At 62.6% G+C, this 12,048-nt stretch carries 11 protein-coding genes; 5 read left to right on the top strand and 6 right to left on the bottom strand.

The genetic code is table 11. The features are described from left to right. Nucleotides 1-156: 156 nt before the first annotated feature. The 3 genes from ACTJJN_RS26625 to ACTJJN_RS26615 all read right to left on the bottom strand — a co-directional run bounded on the left by ACTJJN_RS26625 (nt 157) and on the right by ACTJJN_RS26615 (nt 4,377). Nucleotides 157-2,289: a TonB-dependent siderophore receptor gene (locus ACTJJN_RS26625; RefSeq protein WP_440781774.1), complete on the bottom strand. Its 2,133-nt coding sequence runs from the start codon at nt 2,287-2,289 to the stop codon at nt 157-159. 304 nt (nt 2,290-2,593) lie between these two features. After that, nucleotides 2,594-2,974, bottom strand: coding sequence for a hypothetical protein (locus ACTJJN_RS26620; protein ID WP_003252855.1), 381 nt, complete (start codon nt 2,972-2,974; stop codon nt 2,594-2,596). A 215-nt stretch (nt 2,975-3,189) separates the two neighbouring features. Continuing rightward, nucleotides 3,190-4,377 carry an MFS transporter gene (locus tag ACTJJN_RS26615; RefSeq protein WP_088513080.1) on the bottom strand — a complete coding sequence of 396 codons (1,188 nt, stop codon included), beginning with the start codon at nt 4,375-4,377 and terminating at the stop codon, nt 3,190-3,192. A gap of 106 nt (nt 4,378-4,483) precedes the next feature. On the opposite strand from ACTJJN_RS26615, the gene ACTJJN_RS26610 reads away from it, so the two are divergent. After that, nucleotides 4,484-5,368 (top strand): LysR family transcriptional regulator, encoded by an 885-nt coding sequence (locus ACTJJN_RS26610; RefSeq protein ID WP_012053333.1) that lies wholly within the window; start codon nt 4,484-4,486, stop codon nt 5,366-5,368. Nucleotides 5,369-5,406: 38 nt separating this feature from the next. On the opposite strand, the gene ACTJJN_RS26605 is transcribed toward ACTJJN_RS26610, so the two are convergent. Further along, complete coding sequence (locus ACTJJN_RS26605) at nt 5,407-6,156, bottom strand: 3-oxoacyl-ACP reductase family protein (RefSeq protein WP_003252861.1); 750 nt, start codon at nt 6,154-6,156, stop codon at nt 5,407-5,409. Between the two features lie 118 nt (nt 6,157-6,274). On the opposite strand from ACTJJN_RS26605, the gene ACTJJN_RS26600 reads away from it, so the two are divergent. Beyond that, a complete protein-coding gene (locus ACTJJN_RS26600; RefSeq protein WP_440781771.1) occupies nt 6,275-7,213 on the top strand; it encodes a LysR substrate-binding domain-containing protein in 939 nt (312 codons plus the stop codon). Between the two features lie 114 nt (nt 7,214-7,327). On the opposite strand, the gene ACTJJN_RS26595 is transcribed toward ACTJJN_RS26600, so the two are convergent. Both ACTJJN_RS26595 and ACTJJN_RS26590 read right to left on the bottom strand, forming a co-directional pair. Beyond that, the gene (locus ACTJJN_RS26595) at nt 7,328-7,798 is read right to left on the bottom strand and encodes a GreA/GreB family elongation factor (RefSeq protein WP_440781770.1); all 471 of its coding nucleotides are present in this window, start codon (nt 7,796-7,798) and stop codon (nt 7,328-7,330) included. Between the two features lie 2 nt (nt 7,799-7,800). Beyond that, nucleotides 7,801-8,199, bottom strand: coding sequence for a hypothetical protein (locus ACTJJN_RS26590; protein ID WP_221100887.1), 399 nt, complete (start codon nt 8,197-8,199; stop codon nt 7,801-7,803). Between the two features lie 129 nt (nt 8,200-8,328). On the opposite strand from ACTJJN_RS26590, the gene earP reads away from it, so the two are divergent. The 3 genes from earP (at nt 8,329) to ltrA (ending at nt 11,977) form a co-directional block, all read left to right on the top strand. After that, entirely contained in the window at nt 8,329-9,462 is a 1,134-nt protein-coding gene (earP, locus tag ACTJJN_RS26585; RefSeq protein ID WP_440781769.1) for an elongation factor P maturation arginine rhamnosyltransferase EarP, read from the top strand. 48 nt (nt 9,463-9,510) lie between these two features. Then, nucleotides 9,511-10,080, top strand: coding sequence for an elongation factor P (gene efp / locus ACTJJN_RS26580; RefSeq protein WP_003252871.1), 570 nt, complete (start codon nt 9,511-9,513; stop codon nt 10,078-10,080). A gap of 475 nt (nt 10,081-10,555) precedes the next feature. Next, the gene (gene ltrA, locus ACTJJN_RS26575) at nt 10,556-11,977 is read left to right on the top strand and encodes a group II intron reverse transcriptase/maturase (protein ID WP_221101214.1); all 1,422 of its coding nucleotides are present in this window, start codon (nt 10,556-10,558) and stop codon (nt 11,975-11,977) included. Nucleotides 11,978-12,048: the final 71 nt, after the last annotated feature.

The raw sequence follows: 12,048 nt of genomic DNA, 5'->3' as shown, positions 1-12,048 counted from the left end.
ATCGCGCCAGCTTTTAGAAATTGAGCAAGACAGTTGCTCCCACAGGCAATTGGAGTGCTCCCAAGAAGTTGGACACCAATCCAACCCCTTGGGGGCAGTCCACACCTGTGGGAGCGGCCTTGTGTCGCGAAAGGGCCGCAGAGCGGCCCCGGCAATCTAGAAGCTGATCGAAGCCGAAAGCCGAGCGGTACGCGGTGCTCCCTGGAACAGGTAGTTATCCCCCAGGTAATCGCCCACATCGCGCCAGTATCGCTTGTCCAGCACGTTATCCACCGTCAGCCGCAGCACCGTGTCATACCCGCCAACACGGGTACTGTAGCGGCTGCCAAGGTCGAACACGGTATACCCGCCAACCTCCACATTGCCCGCCTGGCTCGCATACTTGCTGGCGCTATACCGCGCCCCGCCCAGCAGCGCCAGCCCCGGAACCGGTAGGGCATATTCCGCATGCAGCGCCGCCCGGAATTTAGGCACGTTGATCGCCTGGTGCCCTTCATAGGCTTCGGTGCCGCTGTTCTGCACCCGCGCCCGAATGGCTGCCGCACTGGCCTGTACCTGCAGGTTCGGGGTCACCCGACCGCTGGCGCCCAGTTCCAGGCCGGTATTTTTCTGCTGGCCTTGCTGCACGTAGGTGAAGTTGCCGGTGCCGTCCGGGCGCGCGTACTGGTACGCCTGGCGGATCTGGAACAGGGCGGCACTCAGGCTCAGGCCTTGCCAGTCGTGCTTGAGGCCCAGTTCCAGTTGGCGGGAGGTGGTAGGCGCAAGGATCTCAGCTGCATTGCTGGCGAACCAGGGTGCTGTGCCTCCGGCAGACAGGCCCTTGGCGTAGCTGGCGTATACCGTGGTGTTCGGCTGCGGTTTGTAGATAAGCGCAGCGTTGGGCAGCAGCTCGTATTGGCGGGTATGGCGCCCGGCTACGCCGTTCTCGTCCCAGGTCTTTTCATCCAGGCGCACTTCACGGGCGCCCAACACAGTCTGCCATTGCTCGTTGAAGCTGATGCGGTCGCTGACGAACAAGCCGTACTGGCGGCTGTCCAGCCGGCGTTCGCTGGCGCCGACGGGTTTGTCGGACGGATCGAGGTCCGGGGCGCTGGTATGGATGTTGCCGGTACCAAGCCACTCGTTGTAGTACGGGCGCTGATCCAGTGTGCGTCGCTGCGCACTGGTACCCACGGTCAGCTCGTGCCCCACCCCCCGCGCATCGAAGTGCCCGTTGAGCATGGCCTGTGCCTCGTCGGTACGGCGGGTATCGTCGGGGCTGCGGAAGTCATAGATGTCGTAGTCGCCATTACTGCTGAAAAACGCCCCCTCGCTCGAACCCCAGGCAAACGCGCTGTAGTCGTCGATCACCACTTTGCTGCGGGAGGCGCTCAAGGTGCCGGTCCAGGTATCGTTGAAGCGGTATTCGAAGCGGCCGCCCAGGTTCAGGGAGTCGTTCTGCACGGGCTTTGCCCAATGCTGGTAGGCCAGGCGGTCTTCCGGGTCGATGCCGTGGGGCACTTCAGTGCCACCGAGCAGCTGGTAACCCGGCACCGACGACTGTTCGCGGTGTTGATACTCGGCATCCAGCTGCAGGGTGGCATCCGGGTTGATCTGCCAGTCGAATGCCAGCGAGGCGAAGTCGCGCTTGCCGTCAGCGTGGTCGACGTAGGTGCGGATGTCTTCATGGGCCAGGTTGGCGCGCAGGCCGAACTGCTTTTCGCTGCCGAACCAGCCGCCAAGGTCGGTGGCCAGATAGCGTTCGCCTTGTTCGTTGGTCGATACCGTGACGCTGCGTATGTCTTGGGCCCGCTTGGTCACATAGTTGATCAAGCCGCCCGGCTCCGACACGCCGGTCTGCAGCCCGGACAGGCCCTTGAGCAATTCCACCTGCTGCTTGTTTTCCAGGGCTACGTTCTGTTCGCCGGCAATGGTCTGGCCATTGATGCGATAGCTACTGGCGGCGTTCAGCTCGAAGCCGCGCACATTGAAGTTTTCGTAGTAGCCGATGGGGGCATAGCTTTCGCCGACCGAGGCATCGCTTTGCAACACTTCGCTAAGCTTGCGTACCTGGCGGTCTTCCAGCAACTGCTGGCTGAACACGCTGACAGAGGCGGGGGTGTCGAGCAGTGGCGCGGGCTGGAAGCCGCCCACCGCGGCCTGGCGTGCCTGGTAGCCATCATTGGCGTAGGTGTCGGAGACCTGCAACGGGGCCAGCACCACGCTGTCTTCGGCAAGCACAGAGGGGCACTGCAGGACCAGGCCCAGGCTGAGCAGGCTCAGGGGCAGGCGGGGGTGATGCGGGGGCATGCGGTGGGGCTCCTGGATGCGCGATACCTGTAATGGCCCTTTCGCGGGTAAACCCGCTCCTACACTGGTTGGTGATACACCGGTTGGGATACACCCGTGGGTGATGCACCGGGTGGCGATACACCGGTTGGTGATGCACCAGGAGGTGATACACCGGTTGGTGATGCACCAGGAGGTGATACACCGGTTGGTGATACCCCTGTAGGAGCGGGTTTACCCGCGAAGAGGCCGGTACAGGCCATGAAAAAGGCGGCATCTTACCAGCCGCCCTCTACATAAAACGATCCAGGCCCGGCGTATTCAGTCAGCCTGTCTTGATCGGCCGCTTGTGCTGCCGCCAGTTGTCATCGATCTTCGACCAGGTCTTGCCATCGGTAATGGCCATCAGCTTGCGTCCATCCTTGAAGGTGGCCAGGAAGGTCGCTTCTTCTTCCTTGCCACCCAACCACAGCCCGGCCAGCAGCCCTACTGGCCCTGCCACCAGGGCGCCGGCCACGCCCCAGCCCAAGGCGCTGCCAAGGCTGCGGTTGGTTTCCAGGCTGGCCAGCCGCAAGTCGCTGATGCGTGCCAGGGAAATCCGCTCACCGGGTGAGGGGCTGCGCGCGGTCTTGAGTGTGAGCGATCCATTGCGATACTCGCCTTCACCTTGCAAGAAATCGCCGGACTGTACCGTGAGTCTTGTCATAAATTCATCCTGTCAGGGAAAGGGCATTCCAGCGCTTAATGAGCGCTGCCCCGGCAGGCAAGTCAACGGCATTGCGACGGAGGGTAGTGCGGTACTTTGTCGCCGTGGCTGGCCTCTTGGCGGGCACACCCGTACCCACAGGCGTATCAGTGCCCTGAGGTTTGTGAGGCACCTGTGGGAGCGGGCGTGCCCGCGAAGAATCCAGCGAGCGTTTTTCAGGCCACCTGCAAGGCATTCTTGCGCTTGCGTTCGGCCCATCCCCAGGCCAGCAACGCCAGCACGCCAATCACCAGCCCGGCCACCACGATCCCCATCCAGCCCTGGCGCTGGAACAGCTGGGTGCCCAGCAACGACCCAAGCGCCCCGCCAATGAAGTAGCAGGTGATATAACCGGCATTCAGCCGCGTACGTGCCTCGGGCCGCAGGGCGATCACTGCGTTCTGGTTGCTCACATGCACCAGCTGTACCGCCAGGTCGAGCATCAGCACCCCCAGCAGCAAGGCGAGCAGGGACTGTTCGGCAAACCCCAGCGGCACCCACGACAGCAGCAACACCACCAGGCCCACGGTGGTACCCAGCGCGCCCTTGCCGCGGTCTGCCAGGCGCCCGGCCCAGTTGGCCGACAACGCACCCGCCGCACCGGCCAGGCCGAACAGGCCGATCACTGCATCCGAATAGTGGTAGGGGCCTTTCGCCAGCAGAAACGCCAGGGGTGTCCAGAACAGGGCGAACAGGCTGAATGCCAACAGACCGAGCAGCGAGCGCAGGCGCAGCACGGGCTCTTCGATGAACAGGCGGAACACGGAGCCGATCAGTGCCGGGTATTTCAGCCCGGCGTGGCTGTGGTGCTGTGGCAGGCTGCGGTACAGCGCCACGGCGGTAACTGCCATCAGCACGGCGGCCAGCACGTAGATACTGCGCCAGCCACCCAGCTCGGCCATGAAGCCGGCAGCAGTACGCGCCAGCAGGATGCCCAGCAGCAGGCCGCTCATCAGCGTGCCGACCGCGCGCCCACGCTGATGCGGCTCGCTCAGGGTCGCAGCCATCGGCACGAGGATCTGTGCCACCACCGAGAATAGCCCGGTCAGCGCCGTGCCGAGCAGCAGCCAGGGCAGGCTGGGTGCACAGGCGCTGATGACCAGGCCCAGTGTGGAGACAACGGTCATCACGGTAATCAGCCGGCGCTGCTCGAACAGGTCGCCCAGCGGTGCCAGCAGTAACAGGCCGGCGCCATAGCTGAGCTGCGCGGCAATCACGATGCTGCCGGCGCTGGCGGTGCTCAAGCCAAACTGCTGGGCGATGCTGTGCAGCAGCGGTTGGGCGTAATAGTTGCTGGCCACGGCCAGGCCTGTGGCGGTAGCCATCAGCAGGATCAAGGCGCGGCTGAGAGTGGGGGTGTGCATGCAATTCTCGTGGGGGCAGTGGTGTGTGGTGATGATTATCAGCAAGTGTCAGGCATGACACCAATGTATAGTTTTCAACCTATTCATCTTGAAAGCAGATAGATCGATGAACCTCAAGCAGCTCGAATATGCCCTTGCCGTGGCCGACACCGGCAGTTTTACCCGCGCGGCGGAGCGCTGCCATGTGGTGCAGTCGGCGCTTAGCCATCAAGTGGCGCGGCTGGAGGCGCAGCTGGGGGTGAGCCTGTTCGAGCGTAGTTCGCGGCGGGTACGCCTGACACCTGCGGGGGAAGCCTTTGTACTCAGTGCACGGCCCGCGGTGGAGGCGGCCCGGCGCATTGCCGATGACGTGGCAGCGGCCTGCGGCCAGGTGCGCGGGCGGCTGGCGATTGGTGAAATCAGCTCGCTCACTGCGCTGGACCTGGTCGACCTGTTGGCGGTGTTTCACGGTCGTTTCCCGGATGTGGATGTACGCTGGCTCACGGCCAAGAGCGAATTGCTGATCGCTGATGTGCTCGAGCGGCGCCTGGACGTGGGCTTTATCGGGCTGTGGCAGGGCGAGGTGCTGCAGGGGGTGCAGCATCGGTTGCTGGCTCGGGAAGAACTGGTGGCGGTGTTGCCGTTGGGGCATCGCCTGGCGGGCAGGGCACAGCTGGCGCTGGCTGACCTGGCAGGTGAAGTGTTGGTGGATTTCCCCGAAGGCACCGGGGCGCGACGACAGACCGACGAGGCGTTTCAGGCGGTGGGGTTGCAGCGCAGGGTGCAGTTCGAGATCGGGCATGTTCGTCTGGTGGAGAAGTTCGTGCAGCGGGGCATGGCCGTCGGCCTGGTGCCCGAGCGGGTGGCTCAAGGCATCGAAGGTGTAGCAGTGGCGCGGTTGGTGGATGCGCCGGTGCGGCACTTGTATGCGGTGTGGTCGTCCAGCCCCACACCGGCTGCCCGGGCTTTTCTGGACGTGATGGAGCAGTGCCTGGGGGCACAGAAAGGCTAGCCTGTGCCGGCGTTGTCGCGGCACAGGCAACCGTTCAATCAGGCTGCAAACCCACCATCTACAGTCAGGCTGGCCCCGGTGATATACCCGGCTTCAGGGCCGGCCAGGTATGCCACAAAGCTGGCAATTTCTTCCGGCTCGCCATACCGCCCAATGGCCATCAGCGGAATTAGGCTCTCGGCAAACTCGCCACTGGCCGGGTTCATGTCGGTGTCCACTGGGCCGGGCTGCACATTGTTCACGGTAATGCCCTGTGGCCCGAGGTCGCGTGCCATGCCGCGGGTCAGGCCAACCAGTGCCGACTTGCTCATGGCGTACGGTGCACCACCGGCAAACGGCATGCGTTCAGCGTTGGTGCTGCCAATGTTGATGATACGACCCCCCTGGCCCATATAGCGTGCGGCGGCCTGGCTGGCGACGAACACGCTGCGTACGTTCACGGCCAGCATGCGATCGAAGTCGGCCAGGTCGAACTCTGTCACCGGGGCCACTGCCAGCACGCCGGCGTTGTTGACCAGGATATCCAGCCGGCCCAAGGCTTTTACGGTGTCATCCACCGCCAGTTGCACGGCCGCGGCATCAGCGCTGTCAGCCCGCAGGGCCAAGGCTTTGCCGCCGTTTTCGGTAATTTCTCGAGCCAGTTCTTCAGCCGGGCCGGCAGAGCTGACATAGGTGAAGGCCACTTGCGCGCCTTCGCGGGCCAGGCGCCGCACGATGGCTGCACCAATGCCTCGGGAACCGCCCTGAACCAGGGCCACTTTGCCTTCGAGTGTAAGTTGCTTGGACATGCTGTTCTCCTGCTGGAAGCCAGGCCGAAATGCCTTGGATGGGCACAGTATCGGCGCTCGATTGCCTACTGATAAGATGGTAATCACTATCAGCAGAGTAAACCTTTGGTTGCTAATCATGGCCATGGAATCATTCAGCGCGTTGGAGTGCTTCATCCGCAGTGCCGAGGTCGGCAGTTTTGCCGAAGCCGCCAGGCGCCTGAGCCTTACCCCGGCTGCCGTGGGCAAGCACGTTGCGCAGCTGGAAGCGCGCCTGGGTGTGCGGTTGTTCCAGCGTAGTACCCGCAAGCTGACCTTGACCGAAGCGGGGCAGCGTTTTCTTGGCGAGGTCAGTGACAGCTTTCGCACCATTCAGTACGCCGTGGCCAACCTGGCCAGTGCAGAAGGCCAGCCGGCTGGGTCGTTACGGGTGAGCATGGGCACCGTGTTCGGGCGTTTGTACGTGCTGCCGTTGCTGGGGGAATTCTTGCGCCGTTACCCGGCGATTACCCCGGATTGGCATTTCGACAACCGCCAGGTCGACCTGATCGGCCAGGGCTTCGATGCAGCGATTGGCGGTGGTTTCGAACTGCCGCCGGGGGTGGTGGCGCGCAAGCTGACCCCTGCGCACCGGGTGTTGGTGGCGGCGCCGGCCTATCTGCAGCGGCACGCGCCGATAGAAGACCCGCAGGTGCTGCAACGCCATGACGGCATTCTGGTGCGGTCACCGCAGACCGGGCGGGTGCGCTCGTGGCCGTTGACCAGCCGTTGGCAGGCGCAGCAGCCGCTGCAATTGCGTCAGGCGATGACCATGAGCGATTCGGACGCGGCGTGCGCGGTGGCCGAGCAGGCGCTGGGCATTGCCCTGGTGAGCCTGCCGTTTGCCGTGCCCTATTTGCTGGCCGGGCGCCTGCTGCGGGTGTTGCCGGACTGGTATGTGGACGATGGGCATATCAGCCTGTATTTCGCCGAGCACAAGCTGTTGCCGGGCAAGACCCGGGCGTTCATCGATTTTGTGGTGCAGCAGTTTGCCGAACAGGGGCTGGCGGGGCGGTTCGATGCCTTGCAGGTGCTTTAGAGAATTATTGCCTGTGCCGGCCCTTTTGCGGGCCCGCCCGTGCCCACAGGGATATCACAGTCCTGAAGACAGTGGGGGCCTTGTGGGAGCGGGCGTGCCCGCGAAGAGGCCGGTTCAGACAACATCGACAATGAACGATACCTGTGCGCCCAGGTTCACCTCGTCATCCACGCGCTTGCCCAGCAGTTGCTGCCCCAGCGGCGATCGTGGGGTAATCACCGTCACTAGTCCGTCACCCTCGCCAATCTTCAACCCCGCTGCCTCAGGCCCGAGAAACAGCCGGCGCTGCCCGCCATCTTCATTTTCCAGGGTCACCAGGTTGCTTACCTGCACACCGCGCGCCGGGTTGTAATCACGCAGCATTAACTGCTGGTAGATCACCAGCGCCTGCCGGATCTCGGCACTGCGGCGGGCCTGGCCGGTAGCCAGGTACGAGGCCTCCAGGCCCAGCGTGTCATACTTGTTCTCGGCAATGTTCTCTTCGGCGGTGGCGGCCTCGTAGGCGGTTTGCGCCGCGCGGGTCAGCACGTCCAGGTCATGCGCGAGGGTGGCGACAATCAGCGCCAGCAGCTGGGGCTTGTCCATGGTCAGTAACAGAACTCCAGCACGTTGGCCTGGCTTTTTTCGGTGGGCGCGGTACGGTTTTGCTGTAGCCAGAACTGGCACTTGGGGCTGTTGAGGTTGCGCGGATTGCCCTGTGCGGCATCGGCGGCCTGTTGCAGCGCCTGTTTGTGCAGGATGTCCTTGTAGCGTTCGAACATCTCGGCCTGGGCATCCTGGGCAGTGGCCGGTGCAGGCGTTGCAACGGGGCGGCCTGCGTGCGGGGCTACAACCTGGGCCAGAGGTTGCACCTGCTGTGGCCACAACTGCTGGGCCAGCCACAGGCTCACGGCAATGGCCATGGCGCCTAGCCACAGGCCCAAGGCAACGCACATGATCAACGGCAACGGCTTGAGGGTGATCTTCAGTTCACGGTGGCGCGGCATGGCAGCCTCCTGGCAGCGTGGTAGGGGTGCATTGTCGCATGCGCTTGGGCATTTTTCTGCGCAGGTGCTTTTGTCTGCGCCAATTTATGCGCAGAATTCGCGGTTTTTGCACCCGCACGGGAGGGGCGCATGAAAGCCACCTGGGACATCTTCTGCAGCGTCGTCGACAACTACGGCGATATTGGCGTGACCTGGCGCCTGGCCCGGCAGTTGGTGGCCGAGCACGGCCTGGCGGTGCGCCTGTGGGTGGATGACCTCAACGCTTTCACGCCCATGTGCCCTGGCGCCGACGCCACGGCGGCGCAACAGTGGCAGCACGGTGTGGATGTGCGCCACTGGCCGGCAGCGTGGTTGCCGGTGGCGCCGGCCGATGTGGTGATCGGCGCGTTTGCCTGCCAGTTGCCCACAGCGTATGTCGAGGCCATGCGCGCCCTTCCGCAGCCGCCGCTCTGGCTCAACCTCGAGTACCTGAGTGCCGAGGACTGGGTGGAGGGTTGCCATGGTTTGCCTTCGCCGCAGCCCAACGGTTTGCGCAAGGTATTTTTCTTCCCGGGTTTTACTGATAAAACGGGTGGTTTGCTGCGCGAGGGTTCGCTGCTGGCCCGGCGTGACGCGTTCCAGCAGTCGGCGGAGGCGCGCCGTGCCTTTTTGCAGGGGCTTGGTGTAGACCTTGTGCCGGGTGCGCTGCTGATCTCGCTGTTTGCCTATGAAAACCCGCAGCTGGGCAACTGGCTTGATGCCCTGGCTACAGCTGACCAGGCCTGCCACCTGTTGGTCCCGCAAGGGCGCATCGTCGCGGGGCTCAGCCAGTGGCTGGGCGAGGGGCCGCTGCACGTGGGTGATGTGCGCACCCGTGGGGCGCTGACCGTTCAGGTGCTGCCTTTCGTCAGCCAGGACGACTTCGACCGGCTGTTATGGAGCTGCGATTTCAATGCCGTGCGTGGCGAAGACTCGTTCGTGCGTGCGCAGTGGGCGGGGCAGCCGATGCTGTGGCACATCTATGTGCAGGACGAGAATGCCCATTGGGAAAAGCTCGAAGCGTTCCTCGCGCATTATCGCTGCGGCCTGTCAGACGATGCCGATGCAGCCCTGCTGGGCCTGTGGCGTGCCTGGAACATGAATATCGACATGGGCCAGGCCTGGCGGGCGGCCCGCCAGCATTGGCCGGAACTGCAGCAGCATGCCCGCCTTTGGGGGGCGCGACAGGCCGCTCAGCCGGACCTTGCCACAGCGCTAGTACACTTTTACCGAAATTCGCTATGATACGCGGCCTCGATTTTTATAAATCCATCCAGATTCGGATACTTCGTAATGAAAACTGGTAAAGAACTGAAACCCGGTACCGTCCTGCGGATCGACAACGACCCGTGGCTGGTTCAAAAAGCTGAGTTCACCAAGTCGGGCCGTAACAGCGCGATCATGAAGACCAAGCTGAAGAACCTGCTGACCGGCTACAAGACCGAAACCGTATACGGTGCGGACGACAAGCTGGACGACGTGATCCTGGATCGCAAAGAAGCGACCCTGTCGTTCATCAATGGTGACGAGTACACCTTCATGGACACCACCGACTACACCATGTACGAGCTGAACGCCGAGGACATCGAAGCCGTTCTGCCGTACATCGAAGAAGGCATGGAAGACGTCTGCGAAGCCGTGTTCTTCGAAGGCCGTCTGGTGTCGGTTGAGCTGCCGACCACCATCAGCCGTAAAGTTGTCTACACCGAGAACGCTGCTCGCGGTGACACCTCCGGCAAAGTCATGAAGCCTGCCAAGCTGGCGAACGGTACCGAGATCTCGGTTGCTGACTTCATCCAGATCGACGAGTGGATCGACATCGACACTCGCGACAACAGCTTCAAAGGCCGCTCCAAGAAGTAATGCTTCTTGCGAGACGCAAAAAACCCGGCGCAAGCCGGGTTTTTTTATGGTGCGCCAGGCATGGCGCGTTGCGCGATAGCGCAACCAGCTTGGCTGTGGTGGCCTCGCTGGTGACTTGGGGGTGAAAGTCCTCTACACACCCGGCAAGGGGAAGTGTTAGCCAGAGGCAAGGGTGTCGTGGGCGACTACGAATCTGAAGGAAGCCCGAGGCAAAATGCTGGCCTGACGAACAGGAAGCGGATCAGGCGGCGCAGCGGGGCAAGACGGCCATAATCGTCAAAGCCCAATACTTGCACGGAACGCTGCGACGTAAATCCGACAGGCATAAGCAGGAAGGTCACGCGAATTACCCTGGGAGATCTGTACGCTTGCCTTGGTGCTACCGAGCGTCGAGAGGCGACGGGATGAGCGTGCAGAAGTCAGCCGAGGCCGTAGTAAGTGGCGGTTAACCGCGTCACCAAGGGCCGAACAGGTTATGCCGCCAGTAGGCGTCACTGTCTCGTTGGTAGCCGCAATGCAGAAATTTCCTAAAACGGAATCTGTCACTCCGAATCCCGGCCAGAAGCCGAGGATGATGCCTGACAGCGCAAAGGTATCGACGGCGTCATCGGCGTGGACGAACGCAGAGCCGGACACGCTGATGGAGCGGGTGCTCGCACCGGCCAACCTCAGACGTGCGTATAAGCGCGTAGTCAGCAATAAGGGAGCGCCGGGTGCCGATGGCATGACGGTCGCCGACCTTGCAGGCTATGTGAATCAGTATTGGCCAATCCTCAAAGGCAGATTGCTGGCCGGTGAATACCATCCCCAAGCCGTACGTGCGGTTGAAATTCTCAAGCCGCAGGGCGGCACGCGGCAACTGGGAATTCCCAGCGTCGTGGATCGCCTGATCCAGCAGGCATTGCTGCAACAACTCACGCCATTCTTCGATCCTTTGTTCTCGGATTTTAGCTACGGCTTCCGTCCGGGCAGGAGCGCGCATCAAGCTGTCGAGATGGCCCGTGCCCATGTGGCATCGGGGCACCGGTGGTGCGTGGAAGTCGATCTGGAGAAGTTTTTTGATCGGGTCAACCACGACATCCTCATGGCCTGTATCGAGCGCCGGGTCAAAGATAAGTGCGTACTTAGGCTTATCCGTCGCTACCTTGAAGCGGGAGTCATGTCAGGCGGTGTCGTCAGTCCACGGCAGGAAGGGACGCCGCAAGGCGGCCCGCTCTCGCCGCTGCTGTCGAATATCCTGCTCGATGAATTTGACCGCGAACTGGAGCGGCGGGGCCATCGCTTCGTGCGCTATGCCGATGACGCGAACATTTATGTGCGCAGTCCTCGGGCTGGCGAACGGGTACTGGCTAGTGTCGAGCGCTTCCTGAGTCAACGTTTGAAACTGACGGTGAATCAGAAGAAGAGTCGAGTCGCGAGAGCCTGGAAGTGTGATTACTTGGGTTATGGGATGAGCTGGCATCAGCAGCCAAGGTTGCGGGTGGCAACGGTGAGCCTGAGTCGCCTGCGCGACCGGCTCGCAGAGCTGCTATGCGGCGCGCGGGGCCGCAAGATGGCAAACACCATCGAGCGGATAAACCCCGTACTACGAGGTTGGGCGGGTTACTTCAAGCTCAGCCAGAGCAAGCGGCCACTTGAGGAGCTGGATGGCTGGATCAGGCACAAACTCCGCTGTGCCATTTGGCGCCAATGGAAACAGCCCTCTACGAGGGCGCGCAACCTGATGCGTCTGGGCTTAAGCGAGGAGCGTGCCTGTAAATCGGCCTATAACGGCCGAGGCCCATGGTGGAACTCGGGGGCGCCACATATGAATCAGGCGCTGCCGAAGAAACTATGGGATCGACTCGGACTGGTCTCGATACTGGATACGATCAACCGGCTTAGCCGCATAGCTTGAACCGCCGTGTACGGAACCGTACGCACGGTGGTGTGAGAGGACGGCGGGTGTGAACCCGCCTCCTACTCAAT

Source organism: Pseudomonas sp. 22515, from assembly GCF_052044625.1.
Lineage (GTDB): Bacteria > Pseudomonadota > Gammaproteobacteria > Pseudomonadales > Pseudomonadaceae > Aquipseudomonas > Aquipseudomonas alloputida.
This window is presented reverse-complemented; position numbering and strand designations above follow the sequence as displayed.